At 70.7% G+C, this 22533-nt stretch carries 16 protein-coding genes; 9 read left to right on the forward strand and 7 right to left on the reverse strand.

The features are described 5' to 3' along the window. Positions 1-2: 2 nt before the first annotated feature. The 3 genes from ACIBH1_RS22795 to ACIBH1_RS22805 form a co-directional block, all read right to left on the reverse strand. Positions 3-821, reverse strand: a complete 819-nt coding sequence (locus tag ACIBH1_RS22795; protein WP_397315875.1) for an SAM-dependent methyltransferase — start codon at positions 819-821, stop codon at positions 3-5. Positions 822-867: 46 nt separating this feature from the next. Further along, positions 868-6555 carry a pullulanase-type alpha-1,6-glucosidase gene (gene pulA, locus ACIBH1_RS22800; RefSeq protein WP_397315876.1) on the reverse strand — a complete coding sequence of 1896 codons (5688 nt, stop codon included), beginning with the start codon at positions 6553-6555 and terminating at the stop codon, positions 868-870. Positions 6556-6641: 86 nt separating this feature from the next. Further along, positions 6642-8174: a glycoside hydrolase family 13 protein gene (locus ACIBH1_RS22805; RefSeq protein WP_397316302.1), complete on the reverse strand. Its 1533-nt coding sequence runs from the start codon at positions 8172-8174 to the stop codon at positions 6642-6644. Positions 8175-8394: 220 nt separating this feature from the next. On the opposite strand from ACIBH1_RS22805, the gene ACIBH1_RS22810 reads away from it, so the two are divergent. The 6 genes from ACIBH1_RS22810 to ACIBH1_RS22835 are packed head-to-tail and all read left to right on the forward strand — an operon-like array spanning position 8395 to position 15908. Then, positions 8395-9663: an extracellular solute-binding protein gene (locus tag ACIBH1_RS22810; protein WP_397315877.1), complete on the forward strand. Its 1269-nt coding sequence runs from the start codon at positions 8395-8397 to the stop codon at positions 9661-9663. Positions 9664-9685: 22 nt separating this feature from the next. Further along, positions 9686-11269, forward strand: a complete 1584-nt coding sequence (locus ACIBH1_RS22815; RefSeq protein ID WP_397315878.1) for an ABC transporter permease subunit — start codon at positions 9686-9688, stop codon at positions 11267-11269. Next, positions 11266-12105, forward strand: coding sequence for a sugar ABC transporter permease (locus tag ACIBH1_RS22820; protein WP_397315879.1), 840 nt, complete (start codon positions 11266-11268; stop codon positions 12103-12105). Before ACIBH1_RS22815 ends, ACIBH1_RS22820 begins: the two co-directional genes overlap by 4 nt. Beyond that, the gene (locus ACIBH1_RS22825; RefSeq protein ID WP_397315880.1) at positions 12102-13865 is read left to right on the forward strand and encodes an alpha-amylase family glycosyl hydrolase; all 1764 of its coding nucleotides are present in this window, start codon (positions 12102-12104) and stop codon (positions 13863-13865) included. The genes ACIBH1_RS22820 and ACIBH1_RS22825 overlap by 4 nt, the downstream gene beginning before the upstream one ends. A gap of 26 nt (positions 13866-13891) precedes the next feature. Then, a complete protein-coding gene (locus ACIBH1_RS22830) occupies positions 13892-15115 on the forward strand; it encodes a hypothetical protein (protein ID WP_397315881.1) in 1224 nt (407 codons plus the stop codon). Positions 15116-15164: 49 nt separating this feature from the next. Next, positions 15165-15908 carry an SAM-dependent methyltransferase gene (locus tag ACIBH1_RS22835; protein ID WP_397315882.1) on the forward strand — a complete coding sequence of 248 codons (744 nt, stop codon included), beginning with the start codon at positions 15165-15167 and terminating at the stop codon, positions 15906-15908. Here ACIBH1_RS22835 and ACIBH1_RS22840 read toward each other — a convergent pair. The 3 genes from ACIBH1_RS22840 to ACIBH1_RS22850 are packed head-to-tail and all read right to left on the reverse strand — an operon-like array spanning position 15886 to position 17685. Continuing rightward, positions 15886-16632 (reverse strand): MBL fold metallo-hydrolase, encoded by a 747-nt coding sequence (locus tag ACIBH1_RS22840; RefSeq protein ID WP_397315883.1) that lies wholly within the window; start codon positions 16630-16632, stop codon positions 15886-15888. The two genes, ACIBH1_RS22835 and ACIBH1_RS22840, sit on opposite strands and share 23 nt — an antisense overlap. Further along, positions 16629-17117, reverse strand: coding sequence for an FBP domain-containing protein (locus tag ACIBH1_RS22845; protein WP_397315884.1), 489 nt, complete (start codon positions 17115-17117; stop codon positions 16629-16631). The genes ACIBH1_RS22840 and ACIBH1_RS22845 overlap by 4 nt, the downstream gene beginning before the upstream one ends. Continuing rightward, positions 17101-17685, reverse strand: a complete 585-nt coding sequence (locus ACIBH1_RS22850) for a TetR/AcrR family transcriptional regulator (RefSeq protein WP_397315885.1) — start codon at positions 17683-17685, stop codon at positions 17101-17103. The genes ACIBH1_RS22845 and ACIBH1_RS22850 overlap by 17 nt, the downstream gene beginning before the upstream one ends. Positions 17686-17841: 156 nt before the next feature. Between ACIBH1_RS22850 and ACIBH1_RS22855 the strand changes: the two genes are divergently transcribed. Continuing rightward, positions 17842-18456 (forward strand): amino acid-binding protein, encoded by a 615-nt coding sequence (locus ACIBH1_RS22855; protein WP_397315886.1) that lies wholly within the window; start codon positions 17842-17844, stop codon positions 18454-18456. Positions 18457-18492: 36 nt separating this feature from the next. On the opposite strand, the gene ACIBH1_RS22860 is transcribed toward ACIBH1_RS22855, so the two are convergent. Further along, positions 18493-19779, reverse strand: coding sequence for an ABC transporter ATP-binding protein (locus ACIBH1_RS22860; RefSeq protein ID WP_397315887.1), 1287 nt, complete (start codon positions 19777-19779; stop codon positions 18493-18495). 242 nt (positions 19780-20021) lie between these two features. Between ACIBH1_RS22860 and ACIBH1_RS22865 the strand changes: the two genes are divergently transcribed. Continuing rightward, complete coding sequence (locus tag ACIBH1_RS22865) at positions 20022-21485, forward strand: glycoside hydrolase family 13 protein (RefSeq protein WP_397315888.1); 1464 nt, start codon at positions 20022-20024, stop codon at positions 21483-21485. A gap of 10 nt (positions 21486-21495) precedes the next feature. Then, the gene (locus tag ACIBH1_RS22870; protein WP_397315889.1) at positions 21496-22521 is read left to right on the forward strand and encodes a LacI family DNA-binding transcriptional regulator; all 1026 of its coding nucleotides are present in this window, start codon (positions 21496-21498) and stop codon (positions 22519-22521) included. The last annotated feature ends 12 nt before the right edge of the window (positions 22522-22533 follow it).

The raw sequence follows: 22533 nt of genomic DNA on the forward strand, positions 1-22533 counted from the left end.
AGTCATTTCTTCCGGCCGATGCCGGAGTAGATCATGCGCGACAGCTCGGGGTCCCAGAAGGCGATGTCCTCGCTGTCGCCGAACGGCCACACTTCGACCACGCCGTTGGCCAGGCCGGGCTCGATGAGCTCGAAATCGCCGAAGAAGGCGCGCACCTCGGCCTCGCCGCGCGGGCACATCGGGCTGCTGGCGTGCTTGTACAGCTCGACCACCTGGTCGATGCGCTCGGGCACCGTGTCGCTCGCCACGTGCGCCACCGCCAGGTAACTGCCGGGAGCCAGCGCCCGCCGGTAGCCCTCGGCGATGTCGTGGGGCCGTTCGGCGTCGGGCACGAAGTGCAGGATGAAGAGCATCAGCACGGCGACGGGCTGGGAGAAGTCGAGCAGTTCGCGCACGGTGGGATCGGAGAGGACCGCCTCGGGGTCGCGCACGTCGCCCTGGACCATGCGCACCAGCGACGGCTCGTCCTCCAGCAGCGCGCGCCCGTGGGCGCACACCACGGGATCGTTGTCGACGTAGACCACGCGCGCGTCCGGAGCGGAGCGGTGGGCGATCTCGTGCACGTTCTGGTGGGCCGGCAGGCCCGAGCCCAGGTCGAGGAACTGGCGCACGCCCTGGCCGACCAGGTACTCCACGAAGCGGCCGACCATCCTGCGATACATCCGGGTCGAGTCGCGCGTCTCGGGCAGCACCGTCAGCACGAGCTCGGCCAGTTCCCGGTCGGCTCTGAAGTTGTCCTTGCCGCCCAGGAGGTAGTCGTAGACCCGGGCGGCGTTGGGGACCGTGGGATCGACTCCCGCGGGGGCCACTTCATCGGTCATGCCACACATGATCGCGAAATATCAGCTCACGCGGGAGTGAACCCGGCTATTTCCCTGTCACGAACACCGCGACCGTCATGCCCGGCACCGTCAGCGTCTCGCCCTCGGCCTTCGCCTGCCAGACCACCGCGTCGTCACCCGCGGCCTGCACCGGGTGCAGGCGCGCGGCCCCCAGACCGGGCACGATCTGCTGCTGTACGGCAGGCGTCGCGTTGAACACCACCGTGATCGACGAGTACGACGGGTCCACCCCCTCGGCGTCGATCCGCATGGTGACAACGCCGGGGGCCGAGGCCGGGAAGCTCACCCGCCGCTGCACCTCCGCCAGCGAGCCGAGCGCGAAGGCCGGCGACGACGAGCGGATGCGCAGGAACTCGCCGAAACGGGCCCGGGCGCCGTTGATCGCCGCGCAGTCGGGCTTCAGCGCCGGATCGGCCAGCAACGGCTTGGCGTAGGCCCACTTGGACTCGTTGTCCGCCCGGGGCGGCAGCCCGCCGCCGAACCCGTTGCCCTGGGAGCAGTCCCACAGCAGCCGGTTGAACCAGTCGCCCGAGTCGTAGGAGTTGCGGTCCAGCGACTTGGAGCGCAGCCGCTCGCTGCCCGCGTGCAGGAACGCCGTGCCCTGGCCGAGCAGCGCGGTGGCCAGCGACAACGTCTGCATGCGCACCCGCTCGGCCATCGAGCCGGGGAACTTGTAGGCCAGCGCGTCGTACAACGTCTCGTTGTCGTGCGCGTCGACGTAGGTCACCACGTCGCGCGGGGTGCCCGCGTACCCGGCGGGCGAGCCGTTGTAGTCGACCTGCGAACCCTTGCGCCCGTCGGGCAGGACGTAGTCCTTCAGGTTGCCCGTCAGGCCCAGCATCACCAGATTCTGGTAGGCCCGCAGCGTCGTGTCGGGCGTGGCCGCCCGTCCTGAGCCGAAGCCCTGCACGCGCGGGTCGGCGTCGAACGGCCCGCCGCCGCGTACGGCGTCGCGCAGCCGGTCGCTGAACGTGCCGATCCCGGTGCCGGCGAGGTTGGCCTGGGTGGCCTGCTCGAACCTGGCGCCCTGGGCGACCTCTCCGAAGTCCCAGCCCTCGCCGTACAGGACGATCTTCTTGCCGTCGACCCCGTCCTTGGCGACCGTCAGCGCGTCGAGTGCCTGGCGCACGGCCAGCAGGTTGGCCTTGGGGTGGTGGCCCATGAGGTCGAAGCGGAAGCCGTCGATCTTGTACTCGCGCGCCCAGGTGACGACCGAGTCGACGACCAGCCTGCCCATCATGGCGTGCTCGGGCGCGGTGCCCGGGCAGCAGGTCGAGGTGGCCACGGTGCCGTCGTCGAGCCGGCGGTGGTAGTAGCCGGGCACGATCTTGTCGAAGACGTCGACCGAGTGCGTGTGGTTGTAGACCACGTCCATCACCACGCGCAGGCCCGCCTTGTTGAGCGCCGCGACCATCTCGCGGAACTCGCGCACCCGCCGGTCGGGGTCGGTGGCGTAGGACCCGTCGGGCACGGTGTAGTGCAGCGGGTCGTAGCCCCAGTTGAAGGAGTCCTTGGCCGCGGTCTTGGCGACGCACTCCTGCTGCAGCTCGGAGTCCGGCGGCATCGAGGCCAGGTCGCAGGCGGGCTCGGTGCGGTTCGCCTTCACCTCCGGCACGGTGCCGATGTCGAAGACCGGCAGCAGGTGCACGTAGGTCAGCCCGTCCTCGGCGAGCTTGCGCAGCTCCCGCATGCCCGCCGAGTCCTGCGTGAAGGCCTTGTAGGTGCCGCGCAGCACCTGCGGCACCGTCGGGTCAGAGGCGGAGAAGTCGCGCACGTGCAGCTCGTAGATCGTGGACGGTCCGTCCGCGGCGGGCTTGCGCAGCGAGGTCCAGCCGCCCGGCCGCTCGGCGTCGAGGTTCACCAGGCGGCTGCGCACCGAGTCGGGCGCCAGCGCCAGGCTGTAGGGGTCGGTGACCTCGTTGGTGACGACCTTGCCCTCGGCGGGGGAGTAGACGGTGACGAGGAAGGTGTAGTCCTTGCCGTACCAGGTGGGCAGGCCGCGCACCGACCAGACGCCGTCGGCGTCGCGGCGCATGCCGTACTGCTTGCCGCCGAGCTTGAGCTCGACCTTGCGCGCGGTCGGCGCCCAGAGCGCGAGCCTGGGCAGGATCGTGCCGGTCGGGCCGAGCGGCTGGTCGGTGGCGTACAGGTCGTCGAGCACGCCGGGGATCTGCACGCCGGTCGCGGTCAGCAGCCGTCCCGCCGCGTCACGCTCCACCGCCGCGATCGCGCCGAGCAGCGCGGGCCCGGCCAGGTCGGCGTCGCGCGGGTCCACCTTGAGCGCGGCGTAGTCCTTCAGATGCGGCCACTTCGCCTTCTGCGCGTCGGTGAGCGCGCCGGGCACGAGCCTGATGGTCCTGTACGGCTTGGCCAGGTCGATCGCGGTGTCGCCGAACGCCAGGGCGTAGTGCAGCGCGCTCGACGGCTTGACCTGCCAGGCGACGGTCTCCCTGTCGATCCAGTGCGCCCTGGCCTTGCTCAGGTCGGCGTCGGCGCCTGCCGCGGCGGCCTGCGGGAGCACGAACCCGTCGGCGCCCGACAGCTTCCACGCCTCGTGGCCGGTGGCGACCAGGTCGAGCGACTGGTCGGCGGCCTGGTCCTTCTCGTCGCCCTTGTGGATGATGAAGCTCAGGCTCTTGGCGCCCTCGGCCAGCGGCACCTTCCAGTACACGCCGAAGGCGTCGCTGCCCGCGGGCTCCAGCGGCGCGCTCCATTCGGTCGGGGTCGCCGCGCCCGACCACACGTGCAGGCCCCAGCCGGAGTAGGCGCCGTCCGGCCGGTGATAGTGCAGGATCGCGGTGTTCTCGGCCGCCGCCCTGGTCGCGTGCACGGCGCTCGCGCCGGATACGACGTAGGCCTGCGCGCCGGTGAAGCTCTGGTCGGGACCGGGGTCCTTCTCGTCGCCCTTGTGGATGATGAAGTTCACCGGCGCCTCCGGGCTCTTCAGCGGGACCTTCCAGAACGCGCCGAAGGAGTCGGTGCCGGTGGCCGGCATCGGCGCGCTCCAGTCGGTCGGGTTCTGGACCGCGTCGCCCCACAGGTGCAGGCCCCAGCCGTCGTAGGCGGCGTCGGCACGCTTGTAGTGGATCGTGGCGAAGCCCTCGGCCGCCTGGCGCGAGCCGTACGTGTCGGGCTTGCCCTGCGCGAGCCAGACCTCGCCGCGCTGGGCGACGTTGACCAGGCGGTCGCCGCCGTCCTTCTCGTCGCCCTTGTGGGCGATGATCCCGACGGTGGTGGCGCCGGGCTTGAGCTTGATCCACGCGAAGCGGCCGAACGAGTCCTCACCGGTGAGCGCCAGGGGGGCGCCCCACTCGGTGGGCTGCTCGACGTCGCCCCACACGTGCAGGCCCCAGCCGTCGTAGTCGTCGCGCTGGTAGTGGACGACGAGGTGGTCGCGCTTGACCGCGCCCGGATCCTCCGGCAGCGGGTCGGGCCCGACCTCGGCCCGGGCCTTGGCGGAGGCGGTGCGCCCGGCGGAGTCCTCGACGACGGCCTTGTAGGTGATCACGGTTCCTGCCGGGATACCCCGCAGGTCATGAAATATCCGGAACGTACGGCCGGCGTTGGGCGCGTCATCGGTGCCCAGCACCTTCCACTCCCCGTCGCCCACCTGGGCGGCGAAGGTGACCTGCGCGAATCCGGCGCCGGGAGCGGTGGCGGTGACGGCGACGCGGCCGTCCTCCGCGGTGCCGCGGATCTGCGCGCCGGGCAGGGAGAGGGTGAGCTGCGGTGCGGCGGCCGGGTCGGGGAGCTTGGCCGCGGCTTTGTAGACGACCGCGCTGAGGGCGGGGACGGTCACCGCGAGCCTGCCGTCGGCCGCGGCCTGAACGCCGGCGCCCGAGCCCGCGCCGGCCGTGGCCTGAGCGCCCCTGCCCGCACCGGCGGTGGTCGTGTACACGGGGATGAAGCCGGTCGACGGCGAGTCGGTCGGGATCTGGATCTGCGCCTGCGTGGTGCCGTTGTTCACCGCCACCACGTACTCCACCCGCTCGGAGGCGAGCACGCGCGAGAAGGCGTAGACGCCGCCCGATGCCAGGCGCTCGATCTGCGCGCCGTCGGCCAGCGCCGGATGCTCGTCACGCAGGGCGGCCAGCCTGGCGATCGCCTGGTAGAGCGGGTGCGTGGTGACGTAGTTGTCCTGCGCGTGGGTCGCGTCGGTGCCGAGCAGGTCGTCGTCGAGGTAGTCGGCGCTCCTGGAGGCGAACATCGGGGCGCGGGCGTCCTTGTCGCCCCCGGCGCCGGTGAAGCCCTGCTCGTCGCCGTAGTAGACCACCGGCTGGCCGCGCACCAGGTACATGAGCTCGTGCGCCAGCCGGTCGCGGCCGAGCGGGTCGTCGGTGCCCCGCAGGAAGTTCCCGACGCGGCCGATGTCGTGGTTGCCGAGGAAGGTGGGCAGCGACGAGGCGTTGGAGTCGGCGTCCAGGTGATAGTCGTCGGAGGCGAACAGCGACGCCAGCTTCCCGGCGTCCGACCGCCTGGCCGCGTAGGCGACTGCCGCGTCCTGGAAGGGGAAGTCGAGCGTGGAGTTCATGCCGCCGCGCGTGGAGTAGCGGCTGGTGAAGGCGGCGTCGCTGGAGAAGACCTCGCCGAACATGAAGAACCGCTTGTTGCCCAGCTGCGCCGCGTAACCGCGCAACGCGGGGGAGAACTTCTCCCAGAACCCCATGTCGACGTGCTTGGCGGTGTCGATGCGGAACCCGTCGACGCCGGCCTCGCGCACCCACGACCTGTAGATGTCGATCATGCCGTCGAGGACCTCGGGACGCTCGGTCCACAGGTCGTCCAGGCCGAAGAAGTCGCCGTACTCGCTGCTCTCGCCGCTGAAGGTCGAGTCGCCGCGGTTGTGGTACATCGTGACGTCGTTGAGCCACGCGGGCTTCTTGCTCGCGTCGGTCGCGACCGGGGTGTAGGGGAAGGACTCGGCGTCGACCTTCGGGAAGCCGGTGACCGCGCGGTCGTCGAACACCTGGCCGGTGGAGGAGACGTAGGGGTAGGCGCCCTTGGAGCGGTAGCCGTACTCCTTCTCCTTGTAGTCGACGACGTCGGCGGTGTGGTTGGTGATGATGTCGAAGAAGACCTTCATGCCGCGCTTGTGCGCCTGCTTGACCAGCGTCTTCATCTCGGCGTTCGTCCCCAGGTGGGGGTCGATGCGGGTGAAGTCGGTGATCCAGTAGCCGTGGTAGCCGGCGGAGTCGCCCTGGACGGGCTTGTTCTTGAAGGCCGGGGTGATCCAGAGGGCGGTGGTGCCCAGGCCCTGGATGTAGTCGAGCCTGGCGAGCAGGCCCTTGAGGTCGCCGCCCTGGTAGTAGCCCTTGTCGGTGGGGTCGAAGCCGGTCTTGCCGCGGTCGCCGGTCAGGCCGCCTCGGTCGTTGGAGGTGTCGCCGTTGGCGAAGCGGTCGGTCATGGCGAAGTAGAAACGTTCGCGCGAGAGGTCGGCCCGCAGGGCGTCGCGCGCGAGCTCGGCGTCGGAGGGCTCGGCGACGGTGTTCGAGCTCATGGTCGTGGCCAAGGTCGAGCTCGTGGCCGAGGTCAGCGACAGGGCGCCGGGCTCCGCCGTACCTCTGCCCGCCGATGCGGCGCCGGGGGGGAGGGCCGTGAGCAGGAGGAGCCCGGCGGCGGCCAGGAAGGCGGGCCACCGGCGGCCCGGCAGGAGGCGGAACGGCCCTCCTTCATGAGGGCCTGGGAGGCAGGGAGGGCGAGGGGGGTGCGCCACGGCAAACTCCAGCGGAGTGTGAAATTTCGGGGAATGCCCGGAACGTACTCACACTCCGCTGATCGTGCAAGTGCTTGCAGAAAGTTTCAGCCCTGCACCCACACCGTCGTGTCCGGAGGCACCTCCCCGTCCTCCGTCACCGGACCGCTGGCCAGCAGAACCTCCCCCTCCAGCCCGAGATCACGCAGGCGGACGGGCACGTCGCCCGCGTTGAGCACCACCGCGAGCCCCGGCTCGCGCACCAGCGCCAGCACGTCCTTGGGCGCCGCCAGCCACGACAGCGTGCCCAGCCCGAGCGCCGGGTGCGCACGCCTGATCCGCAGCGCCTCCCGGTAGAGGTTGAGCGTCGACGACGGGTCGTCCTGCTGCGCCTCGGCGGTGAGCGCGGCCCAGTGGCCGGGCTGCGGCAGCCAGGGCGCCGCCGAGCCCGAGGGGCCGAAGCCGAAGCCGTCGGCGGCCGTGCCCGACCAGGGCAGCGGCACGCGGCACCCGTCGCGGCTCTCGCCGCTGCGCAGCCAGGCCGGGTCCTCCTTGAGGTGGTCGGGCACGTCGACCTCGTCCAGGCCGAGCTCCTCGCCCTGGTAGAGGTAGGCGGAGCCGGGCAGGGCCAGCATGAGCAGCGAGGCCGCGCGGGCCCTGGCGAGCGAGCCGTACCTGGTGACGTGGCGCGGCTTGTCGTGGTTGGACAGCACCCACGTCGTCGGCGCGCCCACGACGGCCGCCTCGGCCAGCGACTTGTCGATGACCTCGCGGAAGGACTTGGCCTCGAAGTCGGCCATCATGAACTCGAAGTTGAAGGCCTGGTGCAGTTCGTCGGGGCCGACGTAGCGGGCCAGGCGCTCGGGCGTGGCCACCCAGGCCTCGGCCACCGCCATGCGGCCGCCGGGGTAGGAGTCGAGGATCGGCCGCCACTCGCGGTAGATCTCGTGCACCCGGTCCTGGTCGAAGTAGGGCACGGTCTCGTCGCCCAGCATCTCGGCCTGGCGGCCCTCCTTGGGGCCGACGTCCGGCAGGCCGGGCGCCTTGATCATGCCGTGCGCGACGTCGACGCGGAAGCCGTCGACGCCCCGGTCGAGCCAGAAGCGCAGGACCGCGTGGAACTCCTCGCGGACCTCGGGGTTCTCCCAGTTGAGGTCGGGCTGCTCTGGCGCGAACAGGTGCAGGTACCAGGAGCCGTCGGGCAGCCGGGTCCAGGCGGAGCCGCCGAAGATCGACTCCCAGTCGTTGGGCGCGTCGCGGAAGATGTAACGCTCCCTGTTGACGCCTTGCAGCGCCTCCTGGAACCACGGGTGCTCCGAGGAGGTGTGGTTCGGGACCAGGTCGACGATCACCCGCAAGCCCAGCGTGTGCGCCTCGGCCACCAGCGCGTCGAAGTCGGCCAGGCTGCCGAAGCGGGGGTCGACGTCGCGGTAGTCGGCCACGTCGTAGCCGCCGTCGGCGAGCGGTGAGGTGTAGAAGGGGCTCAGCCAGAGCGCGTCGACGCCGAGTCCGGCCAGGTAGGGGAGCCGCTGCCGCACGCCGCCCAGGTCTCCGGTGCCGTCGCCGTCGGAGTCGGCGAAGCTGCGGGGGTAGACCTGGTAGACGACGGCGTCGCGCCACCAGTCGGCATTGTCGAGCATCTTCACGGGCGGCCTATCCTTCGAAGTCATCGGAGCGTAACGACAGGGTAGAGCGTAACTTGCTGCAACTTGCGACGGCCACAATCTCGCCAAGACCGGATATGTCCCCTCTAATGCGGACTCAATCCTGTAAAAAGTCCTTGCAAGTTCTTCCAATCCTTGCAACAAGCCGCTAACGTCCCCGACACATCTTCTAGTGACCCCTAACAGGAGGACCCCGATGCGCATCCGCGCCCTGGCCACCCTCGCGGGCCTTGCTCTCGCCGCCGCGGCCTGCGGCAACAGCGCCGAGGCACCCGCGGCCGCACCGACCTCGGCGGCTCCCGCCCCCTCCAGCGCCGCGCCCGCCGCGGGCGGCAAGCTGGTGATCTGGTCGGAGGGCGCCAAGCGCACCGCCGCCCTCAAGCCGTTCGCCGAGCAGTTCGGCGCCGAGAACGGCGTGACGGTCGAGATCAAGGAGATCACCGAGAACCCGCAGCAGACCTTCGTCACCGCCTCCCAGCAGGGCAGCGGCCCCGACGTGATGGTCGGCGCGCACGACTGGATCGGCAACATGGTGCAGAACGGCGCCGTCGAGCCGGTCAACCTGACCGACGAGCAGAAGGCCGGCTTCAACCCGGTCGCCGTCAAGGCCGTGACCTTCAACGGCCAGGTCTACGGCGCTCCGTACGCCGTCGAGAACCTCGCCCTCATCCGCAACACCGAACTGGTCGCCGACGCCCCCGCGACGTTCGACGAGGTGGCCGCCAAGGGCCTGGAGCTCAAGAAGGACGGCAAGGTCAAGGAGGCCCTCTGCCTCCAGGTCGCGCAGGTCGGCGACGCCTACCACGCCTACCCCCTGTTCTCCTCCGCGGGCGGCTCGCTGTTCGGCGCCACCGCCGCCGGCGACCCCGACCCCAAGCAGGTCCAGATCGGCACCGGCGACTCGGTCAAGGCCTGGGGCAAGCTCGGCGAGCTGGGCAAGAAGGGTGTGCTGAAGACCTCCATCACCCCGGAGAACAGCATCCCCACCTTCGCCAAGGGCGACTGCGCCTTCCTCGTCTCCGGCCCGTGGGCCATGAACGACGTCAGGAAGTCGGGCCTGAAGTACGACATCTCCGCGATTCCCGCCTTCGAGGGCGGCAAGCCGGCCACCCCGTTCGTCGGCGTGCAGGCCTTCTTCGTGGCCGCCAAGGGCCAGAACAAGACCCTCGCCCAGGAGTTCGTCACCAACTACGTGACCAACACCGACGTCGCCAAGGCGCTCTACGACGCCGACCCGCGTCCCCCGGCGCTGACCGCCGCCATGGACCTGGTCAAGGGCAACGACCCCGACCTGGCCAAGTTCCTCGACGCGGGCAAGGACGGCCTGCCCATGCCCGCCATCCCCGAGATGTCGGCCATCTGGGAGCCGTTCGGCATCGCCGAGGCCTCGGTGATCAAGGGTGGCGACGCCGCCAAGGCCGCCGACGCCGCGCAGAAGGCCGTCGAGAAGTCGCTCGCCAAGTAAGCACCGGCGAGGCGAGAAGACGATGAGCGCGCCCAGCGTGATCGATCCGCCGAAGAAGGCCGCGCGGCACTCCGCCGCGCGGCCCGCCCGCAGGCAGGTGACCACGGCATTCGTGGTCACCCGCGTGGCGGTCCTGGCCGTGGCGGCGGCCCTGCTCCTCTACGCGGTGCCGCCCCTGGTGGCGGCCGAGTCGTGGGTGGCGCTGGCGGTGGTGATCGCCGTCTCCGCGATCCTCGGCTACCTCTACCTGAGCCGCAGGTTCGTCCCGGCCAAGTACCTGGTGCCCGGCACGATCTTCCTGCTGGCCTTCCAGGTCTTCCCTGTGCTGTTCACCTTCAGCACCTCGGTGACGAACTTCGGCGACGGCCACCGCGGCACCAAGGCCGAGGCCGTCACCGCGATCGAGGCCTCCTCGCTCAAGCAGGTGCCGGGATCGCCCTCCTACCAGCTGTCGGCGGCGACCAAGGACGGCGAGCTGGTCTTCCTGCTCACCGACCCGGTCACCAAGAAGGTCCAGGAGGGTTCCGCAGACGGCCTGGCCCCGGTCGAGGGCGCCACGCTGGGCATGACCGGCAAGGTCACCGCCGCTCCCGGCTACACCGTGCTGACCACCGCCCAGGCGGCCGCGCGCGGCAAGGAGATCGCCGCGATCACCGTGCCCACCCAGGGCGGAGCCATCAAGGCCAACGGCCTCAGCCGCGCGGTCGAGGCGAAGGCCAGCATGGTCTACGACGCCTCCTGCGACTGCATCCAGGGCGAGAACGGCCCGTGGAAGGCCAGCGAGGCGACCGGCTACTTCGTCAACCCCGCGGGCGACGTGCTCTCCCAGGGCTGGCAGGTCAACGTCGGGCTCGACAACTTCGTGCGCGTGCTGACCGACCCCACGATCAACACCAACTTCCTGGGCGTCTTCGCCTGGAACCTGACCTTCGCGCTCGGCTCGGTGCTGACGACGTTCGCGCTCGGCATGTCCGTGGCGCTGGCGCTGCACCACCCGAAGATGCGCGGCGTCAAGATCTACCGCATCCTGCTGATCCTGCCCTACGCCATGCCGGCGTTCGCGATGCTGCTGATCTGGCGCGACATGTTCAACAAGGACTTCGGCCTGGTCAACCAGCTCACCGGCCTGACCACCGACTGGCTCGGCCAGCCGACCACCGCCCGCCTGGCGGTGCTGCTGGTCAACCTCTGGCTGGGCTTCCCGTACATGTTCCTGGTCACCACCGGAGCGCTGCAGGCCATCCCGCGCGAGCTGACCGAGGCCGCGGGGCTCGACGGCGCCAACGCGTGGAACGCCTTCCGCCGCGTGACGCTGCCGCTGCTGCTGGTGGCGCTCTCGCCGCTGCTGGTCGCCTCGTTCGCGTTCAACTTCAACAACTTCAACGCCATCCAGCTGACCACCGCGGGCGGGCCGTTCGACGTCGACAGCATCAGGGTCGGCGCCACCGACCTGCTGATCACCTACACCTTCCGGCTGGCGTTCGGCAGCGGCTCGGCGCAGTTCGGCTTCGCCGCCGCCATCTCGGTGTTCATCTTCGCCATCGTGGCCGTCCTGTCGGCGGTCGGCTTCCGGCGCACCCGCAAGCAGGAGGACGTCTACCGATGAAGCTCGCCTGGCGGCACGCCTTCCTCGTCCTGATCGTCGCCTTCTCGCTGTTCCCGATCGTCTTCGTGATCTCGGCGGCCATCAACCCGCTCGGCACCCTGGGCTCCTCGACCCTGGTGCCGACGGGCGCCAGCCTCGACAACTTCGCCGACCTGCTCACCTCGGACGTCTACCCGTTCAAGACCTGGTTCGTGAACTCGATCGTGCTGGCGCTGATGGCCTCCTTCACCAGCCTGCTGCTGAGCCTGCTGGCCGCCTACGCCTTCAGCCGCATGCGCTTCAAGGGCCGCAGGGTCGGCATGCTGACGCTGCTGCTGGTGCAGATGTTCCCGCAGTTCCTGGCGGTCGTGGCGATCTTCATGATCTTCACCGAGATCTCCGACCTCTACCCGGCCTTCGGCTTCGACACCGTCTCCGGCCTGATGCTGCTCTATATGGGCGGCGCGCTGGGCGCCAACACGTGGCTCATGAAGGGCTTCCTGGACACCGTGCCCAAGGAGCTCGACGAGTCGGCCACCGTCGACGGCGCCACGCACACGCAGATCTTCTGGAGGATCATCCTCCCCCTGGTCACCCCGATCCTGGCGGTCACCGGGCTGCTGGCCTTCATCGGCTACATGAGCGAGTTCATCATGGCCAGCGTGTTCCTGCGCGACCCCTCGAGCAAGACCCTCGCCGTCGGCATGTACGGCATGCTCGTGGGCGACGCCCGCAACACCAACTTCGGCATGTTCGCCGCGGGCACCCTCATCACCGCGATCCCCACGGTGGGCGTGTTCCTGTGGCTCCAGCGCTACATCGTCTCGGGCCTGACGTCCGGGGCGGTGAAGGGATGACGGTGCTCAACCAGCCTCACCACGACGGTTCCTCCCTCTACGTCTCCACCCTCACCCCCGCCCTCGGCGAGCAGGTGACGGTCTGGGTGCGCGTGCCGTACGCCGCGAGCAGCGTGCTCGTGCGGACCGTCCACGACGGCGAGCCGCGCTACGCCACCGCCGTCATCGACACCGCGCGCACCGGCAGGCCCGTCGCGGGGTACGGCGCCGCCGACGAGTGGTGGTCGGCCGAGATCATCGCCGCGAACCCGGTCACCCCCTACCGGTTCCTCGTCGACGGTCAGTGGCTGACCGCGGGCGGCCTGGTCGACCACGACGTGCCCGATGCCACCGACTTCAAGCTCGTCACCCACGCCCCGCCACCCGGCTGGCTGGCCGGCGCGGTGGTCTACCAGATCTTCCCCGACCGCTACGCCCGCTCCGGAGCCGAGCGCGAGCTGCCCGACTGGGTCCTGCCGCGCGAGTGGGACCGCGACCCGGTCATCCCGCGCGGCCCGGGCGTCGCCGAGCAGTTCTACGGCGGCGACCTCGACGGCATCGTCGAGCGCCTCGACCACGTCCAGGAGCTCGGCGCCGACGTCGTCTACCTGACGCCGTTCTTCCCCGCCCGCTCCAACCACCGCTACGACGCCTCCAGCTTCGACCAGGTCGACCCGCTGCTCGGCGGCGACGAGGCGCTGCTGCGGCTGTCGGAGGCGGTGCACGAACGCGGCATGAAGCTGCTGGGCGACATCACCACCAACCACTGCGGCGAGGCGCACGAGTGGTTCACCACCGCCGTCTCCGACGTCAACGCCACCGAACGGGAGATGTTCTACTTCGACCCGGAGACCGGCGACTACGAGTCGTGGTGGGGCGTGAAGTCGCTGCCCAAGCTCAACTGGAACAGCCCGCTGGTCCGTGAGCGCATGACCGGCGTGCTGGTGAGGTGGCTGTCGGTGCTCGACGGCTGGCGGGTCGACGTGGCCAACATGACCGGCAGGCTCGGCGCCGACGACATGGCCCACGAGGTGGCGCGCTCGCTGCGCCGCACCCTCGGCGACGTCGCCTTCATCGCCGAGCACAACCACGACGCCTCCGTCGACCTCGACCTCGACGGCTGGCAGGGCACCATGAACTACGCCGGCTTCACCCGGCCGGTGTGGAGCTGGCTGCGCGGGCCCGAGGTCGGCCTCGACACCTTCCTGGGCGTGCCGGGCGACGTGCCGCACCGCGACGGCAACCAGGCGATGGCCACCTTCCGCGCCTTCGGCGCGCGCATGTCGTGGCGCTCGCTGACCCACTCGTGGAACCTGCTCGACTCCCACGACTCGCCCCGCGTGCGCACCGTCACCGGCGGCTTCGAACGCCACCTGCTCGCCCTGGGCCTGCAGGCCACCCTGCCCGGCACGCCGATGGTCTTCGCCGGCAGCGAGTTCGGGCTCACCGGCACCAACGGCGAGCACTCCCGCACCCCGATGCCCTGGGAGCGCGAGCGCGACGAGGCGATGCACGAGGCCTACAAGACGCTGCTGGGCCTGCGCAGGAGCGAGCCGGCGCTGCGCGGGGGCGGGCTGCGCTGGGTGCACGCCGACGCCGACCACCTGGCGTTCCTGCGCGAGACCGAGGCCGAGTCGCTCCTGGTCAGCGTACGGCGGGCGCCGGGTCCTGAGCTGGAGCTGCCCTTCTCCGGACGGGGCGTCTACAACGCCCAGGACATGCCGGAGCTGAAGATTGGCTGTGAAGGTCCGGCTTTGCGCATCTGGCGCCTCGCCCCCTGATCGCCCGGGCGCTAGCCTGCACGCCTATGAACCCGCTGTGCCTGGCTGTCGCCCTGGTCATGCCCGCCGTACCCCTGGTGGAGTCGACGGCGGGCACGACGTACTACGTCGACTCCCGCGACGGCGACGACGGCTCGGCGGGCACCAGCGCCACCAAGCCGTGGCGCTCGCTGGACAAGGTCAACGCCGCCGACCTCAAGCCAGGCGACGCGATCAGCTTCCGGCGCGGCGGCAGCTGGAACGGCGCCCTGACGCTGGCGGCCAAGGGCACCGCCGCGCGCCCCATCGTCGTGCAGGCGTACGGCACCGGCAAGGCGCCGAAGATCACCGGCGCCTGCGTGAGCGTCAGCGGCGACCACTGGCGCATCAGCGGCCTGCGCGCCACCAAGTGCGACTGGGCGGGCTTCGAGATCTCCGGCAGGCGCAACCACCTCGTCGGCGTCCTGGCCGACGGCAACATCGCCGGGGTGCACGTCATCGGCTCGCGCAACGTGGTGCGCGACAGCAGGCTCACCGGCAACGACCGGATGAGCGTCAACACCGAGGGCGGCGACGACGACTCGGGCGCCTTCGGCGTGCTCCTCAACGGCGACGACAACCTCGTCACCGGCAACGTGATCACCGGCAGCTACGCCGCCTCCCACGACTACAAGACCGACGGCGCCGCCGTGGAGGTCTTCAACGGCGACCGCAACGTCGTCACCCGCAACCTCGCCCGCGACAACGAGACCTTCACCGAGCTCGGCGCGGAGAAGGGCAAGACCGCCACCGGCAACGTCTTCGCCTTCAACGTGGTGACCTCCTCGCGCGCCCGCGCGGGCTTCCTGGTCACCCGCGGCGCCGGGCACGTCGTCGGGCCGGTCAAGGGCACGATCGCCGTGCACAACTCGGTCAGGCTGCCCGGCCGCGACACCATCGGCTGGTCCTGCCACGACGGCTGCTCGCCGGGCATCCTGCGCCTGCGTAACAACGTCATCTCGGTCGGCGGGCAGATCGGCTTCGCCGACGGCAAGGGCGCCGACGAGATGGGCAACGTCTTCCACGGCCGCAGGGCCCAGTTCACGGTGAGCCGCCGCTCGGTGGTGGCCGATCCGCGCTTCGTCTCCAAGACCGACCTGCGGCTGCGGGCGGGCTCGCCGGCGCTCGGGCGTGCCGTACGGCTCGGCTCCACCTGGTTCGGCGGCCAGGCGACGGACTTCGCGGGCAAGGCGCTCGACTCCACCCCGGACGCGGGCGCCTTCCAGGGCTGACACGAAAAGGTTTTGCCGCTCGCCGGACACCGCCGCTAACGTCCGCCTGATGACGACACCACCCGCACCGGGCACCGGCTCCCTGCTCGACTTCAACTCCCCGCTCTCGCAGGAGCGCGCCAGGCACCTGGTCGCCGAGCTGGCCAAGCGGGCGCCCGCCACGATCGCCGACTTCGGATGCGGGTGGGGCGAGCTCCTGCTGCGCCTGCTCGAAGCCGTCCCCGGCGCCACCGGCCTGGGCATCGAACGCCACGAGCCCGACCTCGACAGGGCGCGCCGCAACGCCGGGGCCAGGGGGCTGGAGGGCAGGGTCACCTTCACCGCCGGTGACGCGGCCGGCCACGACACGCCCTCCGATCTGGTGCTGAGCATCGGCGCCTACCAGGCGTTCGGCACCATCTCCGAGGCGCTGGCCGTCCTCAGGAAGCTGGTCGCCCCGGGCGGGCGGCTGCTGTTCGCGGCCGAGTTCTGGGAGCAGGTGCCCGACCAGGAGCGCCTGGCGCGCATGTGGCCGGGCACCACGGCCGCCGACTGCGTGGAGCTGCCCGAGCTCGTCGACCAGGCGGTGGCGGCGGGATTCCGCCCGCTGCGGGTCGAGCGGGCCACCCGGGGCGAGTGGGAGGCGTTCGAGTCGTGCTTCACGGCCGAGCTGGAGGAGTGGCTGCTCGACAACCCCGGCCACCCCCAGGCGGACGAGGTGCGTGCCAAGGCCGACGAACTGCGCGCGCTCTGGCTGCGGGGGCACCGCGACGTGATGGGCTTCGCCTACCTCATCCTGGGAGTTCCACGCTGAGCCCGGGGCGGGCCACCTCGACGGGGCCGTCGAAGGCACGGCGCGCGGCGGCCTCGGGCAGCGCCAGGTCGGTGCCGGGCCACCAGTGGGTGAGCAGCAGCCGCCCGACGCCCGCCCTGGCGGCGGTCACCCCCGTGTCGAGGGCCGACGACAGGTACGGCGCGGCGTCGCCGGGCACCCGCGTCGGATAGGTCGCCTCGGCCAGGAACACATCGGCCCCGCGCGCCAGCTCCACCAGCGACTCCGAGGGCCCGCTGTCGCCCGTGTAGGCCAGCACGGAGCCGCCCGCGCTCAGCCGCAGCCCCGCGTTCGGCACCCAGTGCGGCAGCAGCCAGGAACCGACGTGGAAGGGCCCCAGATCGAAGCCGTCGCCCGCCTCGAACGCGCGCACCTCGTAGGCGCCGCGCAGCGAACCGGAGCCGTCGAGCGCCAGCACGGCGTCGACGGCCCCGGGGAGCGTGTACACGGGCAGCGCCGCCGGGGGCGCGTCCGACAGCGCCCTGGCCCGCAGCAGGGGATGCAGGTCGGCGCAGTGGTCCGGATGGCCGTGGCTGACCAGCACCGCGTCGACCTCGGCCGCGTCGAGCACCTCCAGCAGCCGCGGCAGCACCGCGTAGCCGGGGTCGATCAGCAGGTGGAAGCCCTCCTGCTCGACGAGGTAGCCGTTGCACGCCTGACCGGCCGCGGGCCAGGCGCCGCAACCCCCGAGCACCGTGATCTTCATCCGGCCAGGATCTCATCGAGGAAGCCCCCGATGTTGGTGTTCAGCCGGTCGATGCGCTCCTGCTCCGACAGCGTCTCGATGCGCTGGCGGAAGTCGCTCAGGCGCAGGCCGCGCACGTAGAGCGAGCAGGCCAGGTCGGAGCAGAGGTAGGTGCCGACGCTGTTGCCCTGGCGTCCTGCCGCTCCGGCGCGGGCGGCGACGAACAAGGCCACGCCGCTGCCCGAATGCGGGGTCACGCAGACCGAGCAGACGGTCGACTTGGAGAAGCCGCGCCGCACCTCCGTGGAGGCGCGCAAGGCGATCCCGACGACCTGCTCGCCGTGCTCGGCCACCAGGTAGCCCCGGTCGGGGGCGCCGGGATCACGCCAGCCCAGGAAGTCGAGATCCTCCCATGGCCTCTCGCGCGGCAGGCGCATGCGCTTGGCGTCGCCCTTGGAACAGTTGACGAAGCTGGAGCGGATCTCGTTTTCAGTCAGTGCTCTCATGATTCTTCCAATCGGTGAAGGTGTGGTGCAGGGCCAGCAGGATGCGCTCCCACGAGGCGTCGAGCTCGCGCGGGTGGGCGAAGCCCTCGGTCAGCTCGATGTCGATGAAGCCGTAGACCGTGCTGCGCAGCAGGCGCACCGCGTCGGTGGCGTCGGGCTCCTCCAGGTCGTACCCGCGCAGCAGGGCCAGCGTGAGCTCACCGGCCCGCCGGGGACCGGTCGCGTCGCCCCATTCCGCGGGCGCCACCCGCAGCTGGGTGGCGGCATAGCGGCCGGGATGGTCGCGGGCGTAGCCGCGGATCGCGGTCGCGAAGGCGGCCAGAGCCCGGTGCCCGGACAGGCCCGCCACGGCGGGCGCGATCCGGTCGGAGATCTCCTCGGTGGCCAGCACTCCCACGCGCACCCGCAGATCACGCAGGTTGCGCACGTGGGAGTAGAGGCTGGCGTCCTTGACGCCGAGCCGCCTGGCCAGCGCCGAGACGGTGACGTTGGCGAAGCCGGTCTCATCGGCCAGCTCGGCCGCCGCCATCGTGACCCGCTCGCAGGTCAACCCCATCCTTGGACTCATAGCCAAAAACCTAGAACCCCTAGGTTTCGTTGGCAAACGGTTTTTTGCCGCAAGGGCCTTGAAAGGGGCCGCACGCTCGTGAAACATCCGTGGAACGTGCCCGAAATCTCGTTACGGCACCGTTGTGCCCGATGACGACCAGAAGGACGGTGCCCCATGCTGCTGCGACTGAGGATCTCGCTGCCCGACCGGCCGGGCGGGCTCGGCCAGGTGGCCAGGGCGCTGGGCGTGCTGGGGGCCGACATCCTGCAGGTGACGGTGCTGGAACGGGAAGCCGGCCGCGCGGTCGACGACTTCCTGGTCGACTGGCCCGCCTCCGCCCTGACCGGGGGCGGGGTCACCTCGGAGAAGGTGACCGAGCGGCTGTCGTCGGTGCCCGGCATCCGCGTGGAGGGCGCCTGGCCGACCAGGGAGGTGCCGGGCGCCGCGCCCGACTACGACCTGCTGCTGCACGTGGCGGCTGAGCCGGGACGCGGCTTCGCCACGCTCGTCGACGCGCTGCCCGGCCTGTGCGGGGCCGAGTGGGCCGCCGCGCTGGCCGATGAGGAGGTACGGCTGCGCAGCGTGAGCGCCCCCGAGCAGGTCAAGCTGCAGGGCGGGGGCCCGCTGCGCCCGCAGACGCTGGTCGAGGGGGAGGCCAAGCTCATGGTCATCCCCGCGGGGCCGTACGTGCTGGTGGTGGCCCGCGCCGACGGCCCGCCCTACCACCGGGCAGAGCTGGAGCGGACCGTCCAGCTCGTGCGCGTCGTGGCCAGGCTGGCCACCGGCTGACAGCCGGAGTCAGCGAGAGTAATCGTTTCCAGTCAGCTAACGCCGAGGAGGGTCGATCCTGGCGCCGTCCCCGGTGAACAGCATCACCCGGCTCAGGTCCACGCCGACCTTGCACGGGTCGCCCACCCGCCACACCGGCCGCGCGCCGAGCCGGACGATCAGGTCCGACCTGCGGTGGATGCCGCTGCCGACGTTCTGGCCCACCTGCTCCTGGTCGACCACCTGCTCGTCGACGGGGGAGCGGAACATGCGCTGCACCATGCCGCGAAGACCGCCCGTGGTGCTCGCGTGGCCGTTGGCCTTGGCGCGCGGGTCCGGGGGCTCGGGCACCGGCACCGCGGGGATGCCGCACTCGACGTAGGCCAGCCACTCGTGCCCGTGGTACTCCAGCGCCCGCACCCGGCCCAGCACGGAGGGGCCGTCGTAGGACTCGGGCACCGGGGCCAGGCCGTCGGGGCGCATGCCGAGCAGGATGGACTTGCCGACGTACTGAGAGGTCGCGTAGGCGCGCGGATCGCTCCAAGGCAGGATCAGATGGTGCGGGCCCATGTCGAGCAGCACGTAGTTGTTCTGGGGCGTGTGCACCACCGCGCTCACCAGGTTGAGCTGCTGGGAGTTGAGGAAGGCGGCGGTGAACGCGGTCGCCGGGTCGTTGTAGATCTGCGCCGGGGTGCCGACGTCCTGCAGCACGCCCCGGTTGAGGATGGCGATGCGGTCGGCCAGCGTCAGCGCCTCGACCTGGTCGTGGGTGACGTAGATCGTCGTGACGCCGAGCGAGCGGACCAGCTGGGAGATCTCCATCCGCAGCTCGGTGCGCATGCCGGCGTCGAGGTTCGACAGCGGCTCGTCCATGAGGAACAACTTCGGCTGACGCACTATGGCACGGCCCATGGCCACCCGCTGGCGCTGGCCGCCCGACAGCGTGCCGGGGCGCCGGTCCAGGGTCTCCTCGATGTGCAGCGCCTTGGAGAGGTTGGCGACCCGGTCGCGGGTGGCGCCGGGGTCCTCCTTGGCGATCTCCAAGGGGAAGGAGAGATTGCCCCGGACCGTGCGGTGCGGGTACAACGCGCCGTTCTGGAAAACCATCGCGACGTCACGCTCACGCGGCGACAGCAAGTTGGCGATCTTGCCGTCGAACCACACGTCGCCGTCGGTGACCTCTTCGAGGCCGGCGATCATGCGGAGCAATGTCGACTTGCCGCAGCCCGAGGGGCCGAGCAGCACGAGGAACTCACCGTTCTCGGCCTTGAGGCTCACGCGGTCAACGGCCAGGAAGCCACCAGGGTAGACCTTGGTGACCTTGTCGAGAACGACTGTGCTCATGAGGGGCCACACCTTGCACGAGTGATTGATGAGGTAGTACATCGCGCGTTAACGCTCAGTGTCCAGAGTTAACGTAAAAAATCATCTCGGCTCATATTTTGGTCCCATATTTCGGACAGACTGCGCCTTCGCTTCGTGGTGGAACGCCTGGATATTTCATGACAACCCAGGACATGAAAAGACTTGCGTAAACTTGCGGCAAGCACTTCCATGGATGCGAGCAAACGACACTGAGGGGACTCATGAGCGAGTGGTGGCGCGACGCGGTGATCTACCAGGTCTACGTGCGCAGCTTCGCCGACGGCAACGGCGACGGGGTGGGCGACCTGATCGGCGCGCGTGACCGCCTGCCGTACCTGAAGGACCTCGGCGTGGACGCGGTCTGGCTGACCCCGTTCTACACCTCGCCCATGGCCGACTTCGGCTACGACGTGGCCGACTACCGCGACGTCGACCCGCTGTTCGGCACGCTGGGCGACGCCAAGGGGCTGATCGAGGAGGCCCACGCCCTGGGCCTGCGGGTGATCGTGGACGTGGTGCCCAACCACACCTCCTCGGCACACCCCTGGTTCCAGGAGGCGCTGCGCGGCGAGCACCGCGACCGCTACATCTTCCGCTCCGAGCCCAACGACTGGGAGTCGATCTTCGGCGGTCCGGCCTGGACCCAGCTGCCCGACGGCTCCTGGTACCTGCACCTGTTCGACCCGGCCCAGCCCGACCTCAACTGGGAGAACCCGGAGGTGCACGGCGAGTTCGACTCGATCCTGCGCTTCTGGCTCGACCTGGGCGTCGACGGCTTCCGCATCGACGTCGCGCACGGCATGGTCAAGCCGCACGACCTGCCCGACATCGGCCACCCCGACCAGGTCAGGCTCATCGGCACCGAGCCCGTGCCGTACTTCGACAACGACGGCGTGCACGACATCCACCGCCGCTGGCGCAAGATCCTCGACTCCTACCCGGGCGAGCGCATCGGCGTCGCGGAGGCGTGGGCCCCCACGCCGGAACGCCTGGCCAACTACGTGCGCCCCGACGAGCTGCACCAGGCCTTCAACTTCCACTTCCTGTTCGCCCCCTGGCAGGCCGGGGCGCTGCGCGCGGTCATCGACGAGTCGCTGGCCACCGCCGGCTCCGTCGGCGCGCCCACCACGTGGGTGCTGTCCAACCACGACGTCAAGCGGCACGTCACCCGCTACGGCTCGCTGGCCAGGGCGCGCGCCGCGGCCCTGCTCACGCTGGCCCTGCCCGGCTCCGCCTACGTCTACCAGGGCGAGGAGCTCGGCCTGCCCGAGGTGCTCGACCTGCCGGACGAGGTGTGCCAGGACCCGCAGCGGCTGCGCGACCCCGACAGCGGCCGCGACGGCTGCCGCGTGCCGATCCCGTGGACCCGCGCGCTCGGCTGGAACCGGCCCTGGCTGCCGATCCCCGCGGAATGGTCGTCGCTGAGCGTCGAGGCCCAGCAGGGCGTCGAAAGCTCCACCCTGGAGCTCTACCGGGCCGCGCTGCGCCTGCGCAAGCAGCTCGACGGCCCGCTGACCTGGCACGACTCGCCCGAGGGCACGCTGCTGTTCTCGCGCGGCGACTTCGTGTGCGCGGTCTCACTCGGCGGCTCGACCGACGGCCTGGTCGACGGCGAGCTGCTCCTGGCCAGCGACACGCCGGGTTCAGCCGATTCCACCCAGTGGTGGAAGGGAAAGGTTGCGTAAAGTGTCCCTCATGAACGGTCACGCCCGTCTAGCCGACATCGCCGCCCAGGCCGGGGTGAGCGAGGCCACCGTCAGCCGGGTGCTCAACGGCAAGCCGGGGGTCTCCCACTCCACCCGGCAGGCCGTGATGACCGCGCTCGACCTCATGGGCTACGAGCGGCCCCAGCGCCTGCGCCAGCGCAGCAACGGCCTGGTCGGCCTCGTCACGCCCGAGCTCGACAACCCCATCTTCCCCGCCTTCGCGCAGGCCATCGAGAAGGCGCTGACCCAGCACGGCTACACGCCCGTGCTGTGCACGCAGCTGCCCGGCGGCGCGCCGGAGGACGAGTTCACCGAACTGCTCGTCGACCGCGGCGTCAGCGGCATCGTGTTCGTCTCGGGACTGCACGCCGACACCACCGCCCGCATGGACCGCTACACCCGCCTCATCGACCGCGGGCTGCCCATCGTGCTGGTCGACGGCTACAACGAGCACATCGACGCCCCCTTCATCTCGCCCGACGACCGGCTCGCCTCCCGCCTGGCCGTCCAGCACCTGGTCGACCTCGGCCACGAGCGCATCGGCCTGGCCCTCGGCCCGCGCCGGTTCGTCCCGGTCATCCGCAAGATCGACGGCTACAAGCAGGCCATGTCGCAGTTGCTCGGCGCCACCGACACCGACGACCTGATCTCCCACTCGCTCTTCTCCGTCGAAGGCGGCCAGGCCGCCACCGCGCAGCTGCTGGCGCGCGGCTGCACCGGCATCGTCTGCGCCAGCGACCTCATGGCCCTGGGCGCCATCCGCGCCTGCCGCGAGCGCGGCCTGTCGGTGCCCGGCGAGGTCTCCGTCGTCGGCTTCGACGACTCGCCCCTCATCGCCTTCACCGACCCGCCCCTGACCACCGTGCGCAAGCCCATCGGCGCCATGGCCTCCGCCGCCGTGCAGACCCTCCTCGAAGAGGTCAACGGCGCACCCGCCAAGCACATCGAGCTCATCTTCCAGCCCGAGCTCGTCGTGCGCGGATCCACCGGTTCAGGGCCCCTCGTCAACCGCTGAAAGGTTCCACCC

It is taken from the genome of Nonomuraea sp. NPDC050663 (assembly GCF_044456985.1).
In the GTDB taxonomy this organism is placed as follows: domain Bacteria; phylum Actinomycetota; class Actinomycetes; order Streptosporangiales; family Streptosporangiaceae; genus Nonomuraea.